This window comes from Candidatus Omnitrophota bacterium (assembly GCA_030695905.1).
GTDB lineage: Bacteria > Omnitrophota > Gorgyraeia > 2-01-FULL-45-10 > 2-01-FULL-45-10 > CAZHPY01.
Genome location: JAUYOL010000001.1, coordinates 23,142 through 39,994, shown reverse-complemented (window position 1 = coordinate 39,994; position 16,853 = coordinate 23,142). Strand labels below are relative to the sequence as shown.

19 protein-coding genes, 3 tRNA genes, 1 other RNA gene and 1 riboswitch are annotated in these 16,853 nt (G+C 44.9%); all 23 genes read left to right on the top strand.

Going from position 1 to position 16,853, the window contains the following annotated elements; translation table 11 throughout:
• Nucleotides 1-226: 226 nt before the first annotated feature.
• Nucleotides 227-724, top strand: a complete 498-nt coding sequence (locus Q8R38_00230) for a nucleoside-diphosphate kinase (GenBank protein ID MDP3790465.1) — start codon at nt 227-229, stop codon at nt 722-724.
• Nucleotides 640-1,617 (top strand): YicC/YloC family endoribonuclease, encoded by a 978-nt coding sequence (locus tag Q8R38_00225; protein ID MDP3790464.1) that lies wholly within the window; start codon nt 640-642, stop codon nt 1,615-1,617. Before Q8R38_00230 ends, Q8R38_00225 begins: the two co-directional genes overlap by 85 nt.
• Nucleotides 1,617-2,210: a guanylate kinase gene (gene gmk / locus Q8R38_00220; GenBank protein ID MDP3790463.1), complete on the top strand. Its 594-nt coding sequence runs from the start codon at nt 1,617-1,619 to the stop codon at nt 2,208-2,210. Before Q8R38_00225 ends, gmk begins: the two co-directional genes overlap by 1 nt.
• Nucleotides 2,188-2,391 carry a DNA-directed RNA polymerase subunit omega gene (gene rpoZ / locus Q8R38_00215; protein ID MDP3790462.1) on the top strand — a complete coding sequence of 68 codons (204 nt, stop codon included), beginning with the start codon at nt 2,188-2,190 and terminating at the stop codon, nt 2,389-2,391. The genes gmk and rpoZ overlap by 23 nt, the downstream gene beginning before the upstream one ends.
• Nucleotides 2,388-2,930 carry a flavoprotein gene (locus Q8R38_00210; GenBank protein MDP3790461.1) on the top strand — a complete coding sequence of 181 codons (543 nt, stop codon included), beginning with the start codon at nt 2,388-2,390 and terminating at the stop codon, nt 2,928-2,930. Before rpoZ ends, Q8R38_00210 begins: the two co-directional genes overlap by 4 nt.
• Nucleotides 2,927-3,574 carry a phosphopantothenoylcysteine decarboxylase gene (locus Q8R38_00205; protein MDP3790460.1) on the top strand — a complete coding sequence of 216 codons (648 nt, stop codon included), beginning with the start codon at nt 2,927-2,929 and terminating at the stop codon, nt 3,572-3,574. The genes Q8R38_00210 and Q8R38_00205 overlap by 4 nt, the downstream gene beginning before the upstream one ends.
• Nucleotides 3,571-4,014, top strand: coding sequence for a prepilin-type N-terminal cleavage/methylation domain-containing protein (locus Q8R38_00200; GenBank protein MDP3790459.1), 444 nt, complete (start codon nt 3,571-3,573; stop codon nt 4,012-4,014). Before Q8R38_00205 ends, Q8R38_00200 begins: the two co-directional genes overlap by 4 nt.
• A tRNA-Cys gene (locus Q8R38_00195) sits at nt 4,015-4,089 on the top strand.
• Between the two features lie 20 nt (nt 4,090-4,109).
• Nucleotides 4,110-4,186 (top strand) — tRNA-Val (locus tag Q8R38_00190).
• Between the two features lie 16 nt (nt 4,187-4,202).
• A tRNA-Leu gene (locus Q8R38_00185) sits at nt 4,203-4,288 on the top strand.
• Between the two features lie 21 nt (nt 4,289-4,309).
• Nucleotides 4,310-6,025 carry a threonine--tRNA ligase gene (thrS, locus tag Q8R38_00180; protein ID MDP3790458.1) on the top strand — a complete coding sequence of 572 codons (1,716 nt, stop codon included), beginning with the start codon at nt 4,310-4,312 and terminating at the stop codon, nt 6,023-6,025.
• A gap of 40 nt (nt 6,026-6,065) precedes the next feature.
• On the top strand, nt 6,066-6,560 hold the full coding sequence (gene infC, locus Q8R38_00175) for a translation initiation factor IF-3 (protein ID MDP3790457.1): 495 nt from the start codon (nt 6,066-6,068) through the stop codon (nt 6,558-6,560).
• A gap of 24 nt (nt 6,561-6,584) precedes the next feature.
• Complete coding sequence (gene rpmI / locus Q8R38_00170; GenBank protein MDP3790456.1) at nt 6,585-6,785, top strand: 50S ribosomal protein L35; 201 nt, start codon at nt 6,585-6,587, stop codon at nt 6,783-6,785.
• A 16-nt stretch (nt 6,786-6,801) separates the two neighbouring features.
• Nucleotides 6,802-7,149 carry a 50S ribosomal protein L20 gene (gene rplT, locus Q8R38_00165; protein ID MDP3790455.1) on the top strand — a complete coding sequence of 116 codons (348 nt, stop codon included), beginning with the start codon at nt 6,802-6,804 and terminating at the stop codon, nt 7,147-7,149.
• A 33-nt stretch (nt 7,150-7,182) separates the two neighbouring features.
• A complete protein-coding gene (gene pheS, locus Q8R38_00160; GenBank protein MDP3790454.1) occupies nt 7,183-8,217 on the top strand; it encodes a phenylalanine--tRNA ligase subunit alpha in 1,035 nt (344 codons plus the stop codon).
• Nucleotide 8,218: 1 nt separating this feature from the next.
• Nucleotides 8,219-10,258 carry a phenylalanine--tRNA ligase subunit beta gene (gene pheT / locus Q8R38_00155; protein MDP3790453.1) on the top strand — a complete coding sequence of 680 codons (2,040 nt, stop codon included), beginning with the start codon at nt 8,219-8,221 and terminating at the stop codon, nt 10,256-10,258.
• Between the two features lie 62 nt (nt 10,259-10,320).
• Nucleotides 10,321-10,484: non-coding RNA, 6S RNA (gene ssrS / locus Q8R38_00150), on the top strand.
• A gap of 27 nt (nt 10,485-10,511) precedes the next feature.
• Entirely contained in the window at nt 10,512-11,828 is a 1,317-nt protein-coding gene (locus tag Q8R38_00145) for a replication-associated recombination protein A (GenBank protein MDP3790452.1), read from the top strand.
• Between the two features lie 146 nt (nt 11,829-11,974).
• Nucleotides 11,975-14,038: a phospholipase D-like domain-containing protein gene (locus Q8R38_00140; GenBank protein ID MDP3790451.1), complete on the top strand. Its 2,064-nt coding sequence runs from the start codon at nt 11,975-11,977 to the stop codon at nt 14,036-14,038.
• Between the two features lie 7 nt (nt 14,039-14,045).
• Nucleotides 14,046-15,047: a 7-cyano-7-deazaguanine synthase gene (locus tag Q8R38_00135; protein ID MDP3790450.1), complete on the top strand. Its 1,002-nt coding sequence runs from the start codon at nt 14,046-14,048 to the stop codon at nt 15,045-15,047.
• A 43-nt stretch (nt 15,048-15,090) separates the two neighbouring features.
• Nucleotides 15,091-15,206: riboswitch (TPP riboswitch) on the top strand.
• 36 nt (nt 15,207-15,242) lie between these two features.
• Nucleotides 15,243-15,896, top strand: a complete 654-nt coding sequence (thiE, locus tag Q8R38_00130) for a thiamine phosphate synthase (GenBank protein ID MDP3790449.1) — start codon at nt 15,243-15,245, stop codon at nt 15,894-15,896.
• Nucleotides 15,868-16,068, top strand: coding sequence for a sulfur carrier protein ThiS (thiS, locus tag Q8R38_00125; protein ID MDP3790448.1), 201 nt, complete (start codon nt 15,868-15,870; stop codon nt 16,066-16,068). Before thiE ends, thiS begins: the two co-directional genes overlap by 29 nt.
• A gap of 1 nt (nt 16,069) precedes the next feature.
• Entirely contained in the window at nt 16,070-16,843 is a 774-nt protein-coding gene (locus tag Q8R38_00120; protein ID MDP3790447.1) for a thiazole synthase, read from the top strand.
• Nucleotides 16,844-16,853 lie beyond the last annotated feature (10 nt).

Here is a 16,853-nt window from a genome sequence, read left to right as displayed (position 1 = left end):
AGTCAATCTTCCGTCCTACTTCGCTCAAAGCTTTCCCTTCTTCGCTAAAGCTACGAAGAGGCAGGTCAGCTTTGAGCTTCGTAGGGACAGGTTCTACGAAGCATACGATTTAATGATAGTCGATTGCGAAGTAGACCGTTTACAGTTGACAAACAATCCAAATTATAGTTAAATACAATATTTACCTAAAAGCGTACCAATGAATCATAATAGATAAGGGGATATTATGGAACAAGCCACACTTGTTTTGATAAAGCCGGATGGGTTAAAGAAGTCTCTTACGGGCAATATTTTGACACGCCTTTCAGAGACCAAGCTTGAAATCGTAGGGGCGAGAATAGTAAAGGTTTCACAAGAGCTCGCGGAGAACCACTATATCTTTCTTAAAGATAAGCCGTTCTTCCCGGAGCTGCTAAGGTATATAATGGGCGAGTACCACAAGAAGAAAGTAATGGCCCTGGTATACTGGGGAGAGGACGCGATAAAGAAAGTGAGAGATATCTGCGGTGCGACAAACCCGGAAGAGGCCGATCCCGTTTCGATAAGAGGCGCTTACGGCCGCATAACAACAAAAGGCGTTTATGAAAATGTTATACATGCCTCTACCAATCCGGAGGAATCGGAGCGCGAAATAAAGCTATGGTTCGAGCCGGAGGAGATAATAGTGGATCTCTATCCGACGAAGACGGCGAAAAAGAGCGTAGAAAAACTTGTTTGGGCATAGGGCGGGGGATAATCGTGATTAAGTCGATGACAGGATTCGGCAAGGCGGGAGTAAAGTTTAAAGGCGGCGAAATAATAGTCGAGATAAAGACCGTTAATCATAAATTTTTTGATGCCAGCCTTAAACTTCCCGAAGTGGTGATGCCGTTTGAGGATAGAATAAAAGAAGTTTTACAAAAGAAGATACAAAGGGGCAAGGTAAACGTAAGTATAATTTACGATAACAAGGTCTCTAAAGAAGAGATAATAACAATAAATAAAAAATTGGCAAAGAGTTATTATACGGGTCTTTTGAGCCTGAAGAAACATCTCGGTTTCGAAGATTCGCTTGGCATGAAGGACATGGTTGCTTTGCCGGGCGTAATAAATTATGAAGTAACACAAGAAGGGCTGACGAGTTTATGGCCGAAGGTGGAAAAAGCCCTGTTATTGGCGCTTGGCAGATTAGTCGTAGACAGGGAAAAAGAAGGCCATGCCACATATCGCGATCTGTGTAAGAGAGTAGATAATATAGTTAAGATGCTTACCGAAATAAAATCCAGGGCGCATCTTAATATCAAGGAATACAGAGAAAGATTTGCCGAGAGAGTCAAAGATTTGACCAGCGGCCACAATATAGACAAGGGCAGGCTTGAGATGGAAGTGGCGATATTCGCGAAAAATAGCGACATATCCGAGGAGATCGCGCGGCTTAAGAATCATCTGGCGAATTTTAAAAGGACGATGGCCCTTAATGGCGAGGCCGGAAAGAAGATAGATTTTATCGCCCAGGAATTGCACAGAGAGACAAATACGATAGGCTCAAAATCGAGCGACTTTAAGATATCAAAGAACGTCATAGAGATAAAGAGCGAAATCGAAAAGATACGCGAACAAGCGAAGAATATAGAATAATGCACTCTATGCGCGAGGGAAAACTTTTTATAGTCTCCGCTCCTTCCGGTTGCGGCAAGACGACCTTGTGCAAGAAGCTCTTGCGGCACAAATTAAATTTAAGCCACTCGGTGTCAGTCACCACTCGTCCTCCCCGTCCAGGCGAAATCGAAGGGAAGGACTATTTTTTCGTCTCGCTGGAAGAGTTTCGCGCGATGGCGAAGAGGAAAGAATTTTTAGAGAACGAGGAGAATTTCGGTTATTTTTACGGAACGCCTAAAAAATTTGTCGAGAACCTGCTGGCGAAGGGCAAGAACGTTCTTTTGAGCATAGATGTAAAGGGCGCGGCCAGGATAAGCGCGCTTTATCCTGGCAAAAGTGTATTGATATTCATAATGCCGCCCACGCTGGGGGTGCTTAAAAAACGGCTTGAATCAAGAATGACCGACCCGGCGCATTCTATATCTAACAGGCTGAAGATAGCGAAGCATGAAATTAAATATAAAGGAAGATACGATTACGTAGTAGTAAATGACAGGCTCGATACGGCCTGCAGAAAGCTCAAAAACATAATAAAGAAGGAGACTCTAAATGCAGGACATACCGATGGATAAGCTGCTCGATAAGACGCACTCTATTTATAAACTTACTATCTTAGCCTCACGGCGCGCGATAGAACTTGCCGACGGGGCACAGAAGCTGGTTGATGATCCTGTGGACACCAAACCCGCGCACGTTGCGCTGGATGAAATACTTGCCGGCAAGGTCGAATATAAAATCAAAGAGGTAAAGTGACGCCAAAAACGATAATAGTAGGAGTTACGGGCAGTATAGCGGCATACAGGGCGTGTGAGATAGTAAGCGCGCTAAAGAAATCGTTGTTCGATGTAAAGGTTATACTTACAAAAGAAGGCGCCAATTTTATTACTCCGCTTACTTTACAGGCGCTGTCGGGCAACAAAGTATTCACCGACATGTTTGAGCCTCCGCAAAAATGGGAACCGGTGCATACATCACTGGCAGACAGCGCGTCATTAGTTCTCATAGCGCCGGCCACCGCAAATGTTATAGGCAAGTTAGCCGGCGGCATATGTGATGACCTTTTAACATGTGTTGTCTATGCTACAAAGGCGCCGATACTAATAGCGCCGGCGATGAACGAAAAAATGTATAATCACGCTATACTGCAGGAAAATATAGCAAAGCTTAAAAAAGTGGGCTATTCATTTGTCGGCCCAATTAAAGGGCATCTTGCGTGTGGCCATGATGCCATCGGCCACATATCCTGTACAGAAGATGTAGTTAAAGAAGTAAAGAAGCTCGTCAGAAGATGATTAAAAGAATTCTTGTCGCGGCGGGGCCGACCAGGGAAAGAATCGATCCGGTAAGGTTCATATCAAATTATTCTACAGGAGTATTCGGGTACGAAATCGCTAAAGAGGCGAAACGGCGCGGGCTTACGGTGACGCTTATAAGCGGGCCAACGGCCTTAAAAGCTCCATCGGGTGTAAAGTTTATTAGCGTGGAGAGCTCGCTCGATATGAGGCGCGCGGTTCTCGATGAATTTAGGAAAGCCGATTGTGTCGTGATGACGGCCGCTGTCGCGGATTGGCGTCCGATATATTCCGCGAAGAGGAAGATAAAGAAAAGTCCCAAAAAGACGATAGAATTGATAGAAACTCCGGACATATTAGCCGAGCTGGGCGCAAAAAAGAGAAATAGGATAGCAGTTGGGTTTGCGCTCGAAACCGAGAACCTGGAAAGAAACGCGCTCAAAAAATTAAAAGACAAAAATCTGGATCTTATCGTAGCGAACAGGCTCGCGGGAAAATCTAACATCTTCGGCGATAAGGCAATAGATGTGGTCACTGTAGATAAGTTTGGGAATAAGGCCAGAATACACAATAAGTCAAAAAAGGAACTGGCCGGAATGATTATAGACAAGGCTTTGAAGCTTGGGGCGGGAAATAGAGCATGAGAGCAAATAGGGCGGTAACATTAGTAGAGCTGTTGATAGTGGTGGTTATATTTACACTTACGTTCGCCGCGCTTACTCCGCTCGTCAATAAAATGAAGGAACGATCCAATATTATAAAATGCTCGAATAACGCGCGGATGGTGAGCCTTGGGCTGCATATGTACGCGGCGGATCACGATGAAACATTCCCCGGTTCTTTAACGCAATTATATCCGGAATATATTAAGAAAGAAAAGATCTTTGATTGTCCGGCAGGCTCTGTAAGAGGCACGACCGAAGAAGCAAGTTATGAATATATTAGCGGTCTTACAGAATCTTCCAGCGGGACGGAAGTCATCCTTTACGATAAGGATGGCAACCACGGCAAGCTCGGCCGTAACCTTGTAAGGGTTAACGGCTCTGTGGAGTGGGTGCAGAGCACCGCCGGTAAGCCGAGATAGGGCGCGGTAGCCAAGCGGTAAGGCAGGAGTCTGCAAAACTCCTATACAGCGGTTCAATTCCGCTCCGCGCCTCCAAATTTATGAAGCAGGATGATGGACGCGTAGCTCAGTTGGCTAGAGCACTTCCTTGACATGGAAGGGGTCACAGGTTCAAGTCCTGTCGCGTCCACCATAAAAGCAAATTGTGTGGGCAAGTGGTGGAATGGCATACACGAAGGACTTAAAATCCTTTGGCCGCAAGGTCGTGAGGGTTCAACTCCCTCCTTGCCCACCAATTAAAGACGTAGGGTGATAAGTGGACTTAGACGCACTAAGACATAGTACGGCACATGTTATGGCGCAGGCAGTCAAAATCTTGTGGCCCGACGCTAAATTGGGCATAGGCCCGTCGATAGAGGACGGATTCTATTACGACTTTGAGCGCGAAGAACCATTCTCTCCTGACGATATCAATAAGATAGAAACGAAGATGCGCGATATTGTAAAAAAAGACTATCTTTTTGAGAGAGAAGAAATAAGCAAAAAAGAAGCGTTAAAACTTTTTAAAAAAATGGACGAGAAGTACAAGATAGAATTAATAGAAAAGATCCCTGGGGATACAGTTTCATTATACAAAAACGGGGATTTTGTAGATCTCTGCCGCGGGCCGCATATACACTCCACAGGTGAGATAAAAGCGTTTAAGCTTCTTTCCGTAGCCGGCGCTTATTGGCACGGCATAGAGACAAATCCTATGCTGCAGCGTATATATGGCACGGCATTCCCGACGCAAAAAGATCTGGAAAATTATATAAAGATGATCGAGGAAGCCAAGAAGAGAGACCACAGAGTCCTTGGCAAGCAACTTGAATATTTTAGCTTAAGCGATGAAATGGGCCCGGGGCTCGTATTATATCACCCCAAGGGCGCGAGGCTTAGGACGCTGATCGAAGAATATATAAGAAACGAACACCTAAGACGGGGGTATGAACTTGTAATAGGCCCGCACATACTTAAAAGTGACGTGTGGATTAAAAGCGGCCACTACGATTATTACAAAGAGAATATGTACATGTTCAAGATAGAGAAGCAGGAGTATGCCATTAAGCCTATGAATTGTCCCAATCATATAATGGTGTACAAGTCCAAGACCAGGAGCTATAAGGACCTGCCTCTAAAGTTTTTTGAACTCGGCACCGTTTATAGAAATGAGAAATCAGGAGTCCTGCACGGCCTTCTGCGTGTCAGGGGTTTTACCCAGGACGACGCGCATATATTTTGTTTAAAGGACCAGGTTGAAGACGAAATCGTTAATGTCATAGACTTCGTCATAGATACGCTGAACGCGTTTGGATTTGATGATTTTTCGATAGAAGTTTCTACGAGGCCGGAAAAGTCTATCGGCACGGATGAGGACTGGGAACTAGCGCAGGCGGCACTTATCAATTCTCTGAAGAAAAAACAATTGAATTACGAGATAAATGAGGGCGAGGGCGCGTTTTATGGCCCCAAGATAGATATAAAATTAAAAGATGCGCTAAAAAGAGAGTGGCAATGCGCGACTATACAATGCGACTTTGCGCTACCCGAAAGGTTTGACCTGAAATATATAGGGCAGGACGGCAAAGAATACCGCCCGATAATGCTGCATCGCGTCATACTCGGCAGTCTTGAAAGGTTTATGGGGGCCCTGATAGAGCATTTCGCGGGGGCAATGCCTTTATGGCTCGCGCCGGTCCAATGCATAATAATACCGGTTTCGGACAAGGCGAGTGTATACGCCGAAAATATAAGAAAGACGCTTATGGGCCTGGACATTCGCGTGGACATAGATTTCAGAAATGAAAGGTTGCAGAAAAAGGTGCGTGACGCGGAAATGGAAAAGATACCCTATATGATAGTTATCGGAGAAAAAGAAGAGTCCATAGGGATGATCTCTGTAAGATCGAAGGCGCAGGGCGATATCGGCAGAATGAAATTAAGCGAATTTGTGGAGAGAATAAAAGAAGAGATAGAAAAGAAGGTCAGGTAAAAAACGAGAGGGGAGGTGGTTTAGTATTTTTAAGAAAGAGATACGAATCAACCATAGAATAAGGGCCAGAGAAGTAAGAGTTATTGGTGATAGCGGCGAGCAGCTGGGTGTAATGAGTATCCAGGACGCGCTGAAAAAATCCGAGGAAGTGGGGCTCGATTTGGTGGAGATAGCTCCAACCGCAGTGCCGCCTGTCTGCAGGATCATGGACCACTCCAGGTATAAATACGAACAGGAAAAGAAGGAGAAGGAAGCCAGGAAAAAGCAGAAGGTAGTGCATATAAAAGAGATCCGCATGGGGCCCAAGATAGGCGAACACGATTACCAATTTAAACTAAGACATCTCGAGGACTTTCTGAAGAAAGGCGACAAGGTAAAGGTTACTATGATATTCAGAGGCAGAGAGATGGCGCATATCGATTTAGGCCGCAAGATCCTGGATAAGTTGTCGAGTGATATTTCAAGCATAGGAGAGATCGAGGAGTCTCCAAGGCTCGAAGGCCGATTTATCAATATGATTATCAGGGCAAAATAAATATAATCTTTAGGAGGCGATACAATGCCAAAACTTAAGACAAGTAAAAGTGTCAAAAAAAGAATACGTATAAGTAAAAGAGGTAAGATTAAACATTGGAAGGCAGGCAGAAGGCATCTATTGGGCGGGAAAGCGTCTAAGCGCAAGAGACAGCTTGGCAAGGCCGGGTACGTCTCTAAGGCAGACAGCTCAGCGATAAGACTGCTTTTGCCTTACGGTGCGTAATTAAGGAGGAGGGGAAATGAGTAAAGTAAAACACGCGGTTGCGACAAAAAGACACAGAAAAAGAATACTTAAGGCTGCTGAAGGCCAGTGGGGCGGGCGTCACAGATTTTACCGTCGAGCTATGGAATCAGTGGCAAAAGGAAGAAGCTACGCTTTTAGAGACAGGAAAGCCAAAAAAAGAGACTTCCGTTCACTTTGGATAGTCAGAATAAACGCGGCGTGCAGGGAACACGATATCTCTTATTCAAAATTTATGGCTGGGCTAAAAAAGCTGAAAGTTCTTGTCGATAGAAAGATACTTGCCGAACTGGCTGTTTCGGATAAGAAGGCATTTGGTAGGCTTGTAGAGATGGCTAAGGCGTAAAATAAGTTTTTTAGGGTCGCAAGGATTTTATAGGTGAAAGAAAAAATCAAAGATCTTAAGACCAATGCGCTCGCTGACATAGGCGCCGCTTCAGATAGCGATGCTGTAGAAAAACTACGTATAAAATATTTGGGGCGAAAAGGCCTTATCACAGAATTATTTAAAATGATGGGGCAGGTTCCGCCCGAGCAAAAAGGAGAGGTCGGGCAGCTTATTAACGCGCTGAAGAGCGATGTTACGAAAGCGCTTGATGAGAAGGCGCAAGGCGCGTCCGCAACCGGCGGCGCGAAACTGGAGAAAGTCGATATAACACTTCCCGGTATCCCGGCGGAATTAGGCGCCACCCATCTTATCTCACAGACAATAAGTCAAATTTGCGATGTATTCGTATCGCTTGGGTTTAAAGTCGTTGAGGGGCCGGAGATAGAGAACGAGCATTACAATTTTGAAGCCCTTAATATACCCTTGGAACACCCGTCGCGCGACGCGTTTGATACCTTTTATCTTTCCGATAAATGGTTATTAAGGAGCCACACGTCACCGGTGCAGGCGCGGTTTATGGAAAAAAATCCCTGGCCGCTCGCGATAGTCATACCGGGCAAGGTTTACCGGCCCGACGCTACCGACGCATCCCACTCATTTATGTTCCATCAGGTTGAAGGCCTTGCGGTCGGAGAAAATATAAAATTTTCCGATCTCAAAGGAGCCCTTATCACTTTCGCCAAGAGGATGTTTGGTGAGAAGACCAGGATGAGATTCCGCCCCAGCTTCTTTCCGTTTACTGAACCAAGCGCCGAGGTGGATATTTCGTGCATATTATGCGAGGGTCAAGGGTCAAGGGTCAAAGGTCAAGAAAAATGCAGCCTATGCGCAGGCAATGGGTGGCTCGAAATATTGGGCGCAGGCATGGTAAACCCCAAAGTATTTAAGAATGTAGGTTACAACCCGGAAAAAGTTACAGGCTTCGCGTTTGGCATGGGCGTGGAGAGAATAGCTATATTAAAGTATGGTATCACAGACATAAGAATGTTTTTTGAAAATGACATAAGGATGCTAAGACAATTTTAGTATGAAAGTATCATATAGCTGGTTAAAAGATTACGTTGATATAAGCATGCCCGCCGAAAAGCTCGCGGCAATTCTTACCATGGCCGGTTTATCCGTAGGTTCTATAGAACGAAAAAGCCAGGATTCTGTCCTTGAGATAGAGATAACCTCGAATCGGCCGGACTGGCTTTCATATATAGGCGTGGCGCGTGAAGTCGCGGCGATCACCGGAAAGAAGTTAAAACCCCCTTTTGTAAAAACTATACGGCCCGCAGCCCCCGGATCCCGATTCCCTATTAAGGTAGAAGACAAGAAGTTGTGTCCGCGGTATACCGCCCGCATAATAAGAAATGTTAAAGTGGGTGAGTCCCCCAAATGGCTAAAAGACAAGATCGAGTCGATAGGGCTAAGAAGTGTAAATAATATAGTAGATATTACAAACTTCTGTTTATTCGAAACGGGAGAGCCTATGCATGCTTTTGATCTGGGTAATCTCTCCGGAAATAGCCTCACAGTCCGTAACGCTAAAAAAGGCGAAAAGATAGTTATCATAGACGGCTCTGAAAGAGCTCTTGATGAATCTATGCTGGTGATAGCGGATGCTTCCGGCCCTGTCGCGATAGCGGGAGTAATGGGAGGCGTAAGGACAGAAGTCGGCAGCGGCACAAAAGATATCCTATTAGAAGCGGCATATTTTGACCCTGTTTCCGTCAGAAGAACGGCGAGAAGATTAGCTCTTTCAACCGAATCAAGCTATCGGTTCGAAAGAAAAGTAGATATCGATAATATCAAATATGCGTCGGACAGGGCGACAGCGCTTATATTGGAAGCCGCGGGCGGGCAAGCACAGGACTATATAGATATAGGGAAGGCAAAGCCGGTAAAAAAAGTAGTAAGCCTCAGCGTAGATAAAGTTAACAATGTGCTGGGCACAGATATAGTGTCCTCGAAGATAAACAAGATTCTCGCATCCCTTGGTTTAAAAAGCAAATCCCAGTCGAAAGGCGTATTAAAATTTGAAACGCCGAACTTCAGGCAGGACCTGCAAAATGAAATAGACCTGATAGAGGAAGTGGCGAGGATATATGGGTACAATAATATTCCGGAGACGCTGCCGTTTGTGACGGAAAAAGGCCCGGGGTTGCCTCTTGGCATCAATGTAGATAATAAGATCCGCGAAGTTTTAAAGAGCTTGCATCTTTTCGAGATTATTACATATAGTCTTCTTAGCAGAAAAGAACTTGCTTTCGCGAGGATAGACGATAAAGACGCCGCGGCCGTAAAAAATCCTTTATCAGCCCAGCAGCAAATTTTGCGTCCATCAGCGATGCCCGGGATGCTCGAGACCATTCGGTATAATATAAATAGAAAAAATAACGATCTTAAACTTTTTGAGCTCGGCAGGGTCTATTTTGCGAGAGGCGCAAACTCTTTTGAGGAGAGAAGAAATCTCACAGCGGGCCTTACCGGTGAAATATATGATGGATGGGTCGGCAAATCACGCCCGGTGAACCTGTTTGATCTGAAAGGGGTATTGGAAGCACTTTTTATGAGCCTGGGTATTGAAAAATTTTCCGTAAAAGAGGCGCAAGACAAGACTTTCTCTTCTGCCGCATGTGCCCTTATAGAGGCCGCAGGAAAACCTGTAGGCATTATAGGCGAAATCGATCCCGTGGTCGCAAAGAATTTTGATATAAAAGATAAAGTTTATATGTTTGAAATCAATTGCGAGGAACTTTTAACACTCGCGTCGATGGAGAAGCGCTTCAAAAACATCGCGCGATACCCATCATCGACAAGGGATGTGTCAATAGTCGTTGACGGCAGCGTGTCGAACGCCAGCATATCTTCTCTTATAAAAGAAAGCGCGGGCGAATTATTGAAGAAGGTTCAGCTCATAGACAGGTACCGCGGCGGGCAGATCCCCGAAGGAAAAGTTTCTCTTACCTACAGGCTGGAGTACCAGGATATTAATAGAACGCTCGAGGAAAAAGAGGTCCAGGACGCCCATTCTCGCGCGGTGCGCGCACTTCAGGACAATCTTGGCGCCAGCTTAAGATAGCCAAGGCTTACCGCAATTTGATTTACACTATTTTATGTGCTATACTTGTCTTGGAAGTAAAAAATTCCCTGCGGTGCGCGTGCTTTGAGCGAAGAATCTTGAGCCAATAGCATTAATATTGGGAGCCTAACTCGGGTAGGAGCTTTTAGCGCTTATCTGGAGGGCACCCACCTGTAAATAACAGGATCAAGATAATTCGATTTCACACGGCAATCGCGGGGATTTTTAATTAGGCGGGATATCTTATATATTTATGGACTTATTTACGAACGACGAAACGCGGAAGACGAAAAAAGACAACGAGCCTTTGGCGATGAGGATGAGGCCGAAGTCACTCGATGACTTTACCGGGCAAGAGCATATTCTCGGTGAAGGAAGGCTACTGCGCCGGCTCATTGAATCAGACAAGATCTCCTCGCTGATACTTTACGGCCCTCCAGGATGCGGCAAGACCACACTAGCTCTCATAATAAGCGAAAAGACGAAATCGCATTTTGAAAGGATCAATGCCGCGTCGAACAACGTTGCGGATATGCGTAAGATCATAGACGCTGCAAAGAAGCGCGAATCTATAGGTGGCAGGCGCACCATTCTTCTTGTCGACGAGATACATCGTTTTAATAAGGCCCAGCAGGATGTCTTGATGCCGGATGTCGAAGCGGGCAATCCGGTTATGATAGGCACCACAACTCATAATCCATTTTTCTATGTCAATGCGGCGCTACTTTCTCGCTCACAGGTATTTGAATTCAAAAAACTTTCTGAAAGCGATATCCTTAAACTTATAAAGAAGACAGTGTCCGATAAGACTATCGGACTTGGTGCGATGCCGATAGTTATGGATGACCAGGCAACGGCATTCCTTGCGAAGATCTCCGAAGGCGATGCCAGGCGCGCCCTCTCGGCGCTTGAGATCGGGGCATTGACCACCGCGCCGGACAAGGATAAAAAAATCCGGTTTACGCTCAAGATAGCCGAAGAGTCTATCCAGAAAAAAGCGGTTGTTTATGACAAGGACGAGGATGGGCATTACGATACGATATCGGCATTTATAAAATCTATGCGCGGCTCGGATCCGGATGCCGTGCTATACTGGCTCGCGAAGATGATATATGCGGGCGAAGATCCACGTTTTATAGCCCGGCGCATTATAATCTGCGCTTCTGAAGACGTAGGCAACGCCGATCCGCAGGCTCTTGTGATTGCGGCCGCGGCGCTTCAATCGGTTGAATTTGTCGGAATGCCGGAGGCGCGTATACCATTGGCGCAGGCGGCCGTTTATGTGGCATGCGCGCCGAAGTCCAATGCGGCATATTTGGGAATAGAGAGCGCCCTCAAAGATGTTGAGCAGGGAAAAGTTTTGGAGGTGCCGGACCACCTAAAAGACGCGACGATGGATTCAGAAGCCTTCGGGCACGGCAAGGACTACAAGTATGCCCATGATTTTGAGGATCATTACGTGAAACAGGAATATAAGCCTTCAGATAAAGTCTATTATATCCCCACCGATATCGGGCACGAAAAGAAGATCAAAGAGTGGCTCGCCAAATTAAAACAGAGACCAGAATAATATAAAATTAAGTAATACAAAAGCTGGCGATTCCTTATTGCCATTCGGCAATTCGGGGCTATACTTTTTTTAGACGCTAAGTAAGGAGAAGCATGCTGTAAAAAATTGAACAATTGTTGCGCCTATGTCTCGAAAGGGTAACACCTATGAGAGAAGGGCCACGCGTTGTAAAAAAAATCTTTGGGCCATATAGCATTATCAGCCTGATAACTATATGGTCTTTTTTGTTGTTTTCAATATCAACAGATGCCTGCCTTGATTCTCCATTAAGATCTATAAGCCCGCCATTGAATAGTCATCCGATAGTGTCTACCGTTTATTCGGACAAAGGTATCGCAGTGTCGGATAACGGCAAAGCCGCAGAAGAACAAAATAGAAAAGAATTTTCATATCTCTACATCAATCTCCTCATCGCTAAAGCTCTGCAGAATAATTATGATATATCGGCAATAAGAGAGGAACTAAAAAAATATTATGCATGGCAGCTGCACGTGGAAAAGATCCCCAAGAGCAAGGGGCTGTATGTTACCTATCAAAAAACATCCGAATACCGCGCTTCGATTTTACATTATTTTCTGGATGAAAAAGATAGTTATGCGAGTAAGTATATAACGTTACCTGTGGGGCCGCACAGCTATCTGCATATCGAATCTATCAGCAGTGAGCTATATGCCCAGCTGGCAAATGACATCAAAGTGCTCTTTTCTCCGGAGGGCGGATGCGAAGACGAGCTATTAGATGCGATCAACGCGTCCCGTTGTACGATAGATGCCGCTATCTGCGATTTTAGCAGTATAAAAATTGCCGAAGCGATAAAGAAAGCGGCATCAAGGGGTGTTAAGGTGAGATTATTTCTGAACGGCAAGCGCGACTCAAATAAGCTGGCAGGAGAACTCGAATCTTACGATGTAAAAATAAAATATTATTATAAAAAAGGTAGCCTGATGCATAACAAGTTTATGATAATAGACGATAAAAAGATATATACAGGTAGTTATAATTGGACAGGTCAGGCGGAAAAATTAAACAGAGAGAACCTAATAATCCTTCCTTTTATAGAGTCTTTTAAGGAGGAATTCTGCTGTTTGTGGGGGTGTAAGGATCGTTCGCCGCCGAAAATCCGCGGGCCTTCGCTATGCCGCGGGATCATGTCTTTATTCTCCCCAAGAGGGAGATGCGAAGATGAATTGATACGGCTGATAAGTGAAGCTAGGGCAAACAAAGAATGCAGGCCGGAAATACCATATACAATAAAGATCGCCCTGCATTATTTTACCAATAAAAAAATCGCAAAAGAACTCTTTGACGCTAAAGAGTCCGGAGTGAATATAGAGATAGTTCTCGATAAGATCCAACAAAACCACCCTGCTTCAGCGGTAAGGCATCTGCATAGATTTGAAGACGACATGCGCAATATAGATCCCGGCAGAATGGCTAAAAAAAATCGTGGCTATATGGTAATAAAATATTACAGGATAAAAGGCGGCATGATGCATAATAAATTTGCAATTATAGGGAATAATACAGTTACAGGTAGTTACAATTGGACTAAAGCCGCCGAAAATAAGAACATGGAAAACCTAATTTTAATCCCATTTAAAGTCGGAGAATATTATGATGAATTTGAAAGTTTGTGGCGTGAGGGCTACGACGAAGACAGGATTGATGACAGTTCATGCTCTTCAGCGCGTTCTCCGCCTCCCCGCAAGGAAATACATACAGTTGCCGAGCTATACAGAGGCGAGATCATTGGCAAAGAACTCGAAGAGCTTAATAAATATAAAAAAGATTTTGCTGAGAAGGAACAAGGGTTATTGATAGCCAAAGAAGATTTTGTTCTATATAGAGTATCTGATAGCTGGACGATTTATGAAGGCGCCGGTAAAGCTGTATTTACCTATGGGCGTTGGTTTGCTGAAGAAAAAGACGTCGATTTCTCCCCTTCCAGGATTAAGAAAAACCTCAACTTGTTATATTGGAACGACGCGCAATATAAAGGAGTTGTTATAATAAAAAAAGGAACGGTCTTCCTGTATGGAAAAGTAAAAGGCGGCGATGGCAATCAAATATTTGTAAATGATTCTTATATAAAAAAGGGTTTCGTATTATATATTACCGAAACTATGCAATGGTGGGACAGGCGATGCAGGGCCTGGCGTTATTTTACCGCATTGAAAAATCCTTCCCGTTATCCTAACCATGATATATAATGTGTCGATGAATAAGAAGGCGATAGTCTTGCTTTCCGGCGGGTTAGACAGCATCCTTGCGGTGAAATTGATGCTTGAACAGGGTATCGATGTCATTGCGGTCAATTTTTCGGCGAAACTCTGCATGTGCGGCACGAAAAAAACGGGCGAAAGCCCCGCTCAGGCCGCGGCAAAGATGCTCGGAGTCGAGCTAAAGACCATAGATATAACCGATGATTTTGTCGAGATCGTAAAGAATCCGCGGTATGGCCACGGCTCTAACATAAATCCCTGCATAGACTGTAAAATTTATATGCTTAAACACGCCAAGTCTCTCATGGAAAAGCTTGGCGCGTCATTTTTGGTGACAGGGGAGGTCCTGGGCGAGCGGCCGATGTCGCAGAGGAAGGACGCTCTTAATCTTATCGAGAAGACCGCCGGAGTCAGAGGTATTCTTTTGAGGCCGCTTACGGCAAAAAATCTGCCTCTCACAAAGCCTGAGCTCGAAGGCATAGTTGACAGAGAAAAGCTTCTGGATATAAGAGGAAGGTCCCGCAAGCCGCAGATGGCGTTAGCGGAAAAATTTGGCATTACAAAATATCCGAGCCCCGCCGGAGGATGCTTACTTACAGACCCCTGCTTTGCGCAAAGGGTTAAGGAAGCTATGAAGCACGGCGAGTTTATCAAAGAAAATCTTGCTATTCTTTCCGTAGGCAGGCATTTCAGGCTTTCTGATAGTGTAAGGCTCGTCGTGGGCAGGGACGCCGCGGAAAACGAGATCTTAGAATCGCTTGCTAAATCCGGCGATATTATTTTTATAATGAAAGACCACCAGGGCCCGCTATCTATATTAAGAGGCAAGGCAGACGATAAGCTTGTTAATCTGGCGGCAAGCGTGGCCGCATATCATACCAAATTTCGCGGCGAAAAATCAGTAGCCGTTAATTATTGGGAGGCCGGCTCTTTGCCCAAAGATACTATTTTTGCCAAACCCGCAGACAAAGAAACAGTCGAGAGCTTGAGAATATAATAAAGTATTCGTTTGACAAACATTTTGGCAGGTGGTTTAATATACAGAACAAGAGGGGAGGCCGATGATTTCGGTCTGAGAGTTCCGCAAGATTTAAGCGGATTACCCAATGGACCCGATCTGGATAATGCCAGCGTGGGGAATAGATTTTAAGGACCCTTATGCTTCGGCACAAGGGTCATTTTATTGAGGAGTATGAAAAAAATAAAAGATTATAGTCTATACCTGGTGATAAGCGAAGAATATGGATGCGGCCGCAATGCCATTGAGATCGCAAAGCACGCCATTAAAGGCGGAGTTGATATTATCCAGATGAGAGAGAAGAATAAGACCGCCAAAGAACTTGTTGAGCTTGGCAAGAAGTTGTCGGGTCTTTGTAGAAACAACAACGTGACATTCATAGTCAACGATGATCCTATGCTCGCGAAAGAGGTAGGCGCCGACGGGGTCCACCTGGGCCAGGAGGACATTAAGTTATTTTCTCTTGAAATGGCCCGCCGTCTTCTGGGGCGCAAAAAAATAATAGGCATATCGACTCATTCGGAAGAACAGTTCAGGGAAGCTAACGAAAAAGATTTTGATTATGTGGCGTTTGGCCCTCTATTTGAAACGGAAACAAAGGATTATTGCATAGGTATCGATGGAGTAGATAAAGTATTAAATATAGCGAAAAAACCGGTATTCTTTATCGGCGGGATAGATCTCGCGAATATAGGCGGCTGCCTTAATAAGGGGGCGAAGAATATAGCTTTAATAAGAGGCATTACCCAGGCAGATGATGTAGTTAAAAAAACCAAAGAATTTAAGAGGGCAATCAAAAATGGTACTAAAGATAAACGGCAAAAGTGAATCGATAGATAAACCGGTGAATTTGATGGAACTCATATCGGCAAAAGGGCTCGTGCCGGAACATATAGTGGTAGAATACAACCTTAAGATAATTTCAAAAGACGAGTGGCGGGGCATCGCGTTGAAAGAAAACGACAATGTCGAGATAGTCAGCTTTGTTGGAGGAGGATAAAGTGCAGGATATATTGAATATAGGTGGTAAATCGATATCAAACAGGCTCTTTATCGGCACAGGCAAATTTTCTAATTATTCTGTAATGAAACGGGCGCTGGAGGAATCAGAGATAGAAGTGGCCACCGTTGCTTTAAGAAGGGTTGATAGCGCCTCTAAGACGGAAAACATACTGGACTATGTGCCAAAAAATTGTATAGTTATGCCTAATACGTCCGGAGCGAGAAATGCCGATGAGGCCGTAAGAATAGCGCGGTTGGCCAGGGCAACTGGCGCGTGCGATTGGGTCAAGATAGAAGTTATCCAGGACAATAAATATTTATTGCCGGATAACATGGAGACATTAAAGGCAACCGAGATACTGGCCAAAGACGGATTTAAGGTATTCCCATATATGAGCCCTGATCTATCAGCAGCAAGAAGGATGGTCGATGCAGGAGCGGCGGCCATAATGCCGCTGGGCTCTCCGATAGGAAGCAATAGAGGTGTTAAGACACGAGAGCTGATCGAGATCATAGTGCGAGAGATAAAGATCCCGGTTATTGTAGACGCGGGGCTTGGCAGGCCCTCCGACGCATGCGACTGTATGGAATTAGGCTGTGCGGCTGTATTAGTAAATACGGCGATAGCTATAGCCCAAGATCCTGCCGTTATGGCAAAAGCATTCAGCATAGCTGTCAAGGCCGGAAGGCTCGGATATCTGGGTGGTATCCCGTCCCAATCTATTAATGCAAGCGCATCCAGCCCATTAACCGGATTTTTAAGAGAGAGTTAGCAGGAAAAGA

What these genes read in the sequence shown, in the direction of transcription:
- Q8R38_00230 (MDP3790465.1), top strand. Translation starts at nt 227, where the DNA reads ATGGAACAAGCCACACTTGTTTTGATAAAGCCGGATGGGTTAAAGAAG.
- Q8R38_00225 (MDP3790464.1), top strand. Translation starts at nt 640, where the DNA reads ATGGTTCGAGCCGGAGGAGATAATAGTGGATCTCTATCCGACGAAGAC.
- gmk (MDP3790463.1), top strand. Translation starts at nt 1,617, where the DNA reads ATGCACTCTATGCGCGAGGGAAAACTTTTTATAGTCTCCGCTCCTTCC.
- rpoZ (MDP3790462.1), top strand. Translation starts at nt 2,188, where the DNA reads ATGCAGGACATACCGATGGATAAGCTGCTCGATAAGACGCACTCTATT.
- Q8R38_00205 (MDP3790460.1), top strand. Translation starts at nt 2,927, where the DNA reads ATGATTAAAAGAATTCTTGTCGCGGCGGGGCCGACCAGGGAAAGAATC.
- Q8R38_00200 (MDP3790459.1), top strand. Translation starts at nt 3,571, where the DNA reads ATGAGAGCAAATAGGGCGGTAACATTAGTAGAGCTGTTGATAGTGGTG.
- rpmI (MDP3790456.1), top strand. Translation starts at nt 6,585, where the DNA reads ATGCCAAAACTTAAGACAAGTAAAAGTGTCAAAAAAAGAATACGTATA.
- rplT (MDP3790455.1), top strand. Translation starts at nt 6,802, where the DNA reads ATGAGTAAAGTAAAACACGCGGTTGCGACAAAAAGACACAGAAAAAGA.
- pheT (MDP3790453.1), top strand. Translation starts at nt 8,219, where the DNA reads ATGAAAGTATCATATAGCTGGTTAAAAGATTACGTTGATATAAGCATG.
- Q8R38_00145 (MDP3790452.1), top strand. Translation starts at nt 10,512, where the DNA reads ATGGACTTATTTACGAACGACGAAACGCGGAAGACGAAAAAAGACAAC.
- Q8R38_00140 (MDP3790451.1), top strand. Translation starts at nt 11,975, where the DNA reads ATGAGAGAAGGGCCACGCGTTGTAAAAAAAATCTTTGGGCCATATAGC.
- Q8R38_00135 (MDP3790450.1), top strand. Translation starts at nt 14,046, where the DNA reads ATGAATAAGAAGGCGATAGTCTTGCTTTCCGGCGGGTTAGACAGCATC.
- thiE (MDP3790449.1), top strand. Translation starts at nt 15,243, where the DNA reads ATGAAAAAAATAAAAGATTATAGTCTATACCTGGTGATAAGCGAAGAA.
- thiS (MDP3790448.1), top strand. Translation starts at nt 15,868, where the DNA reads ATGGTACTAAAGATAAACGGCAAAAGTGAATCGATAGATAAACCGGTG.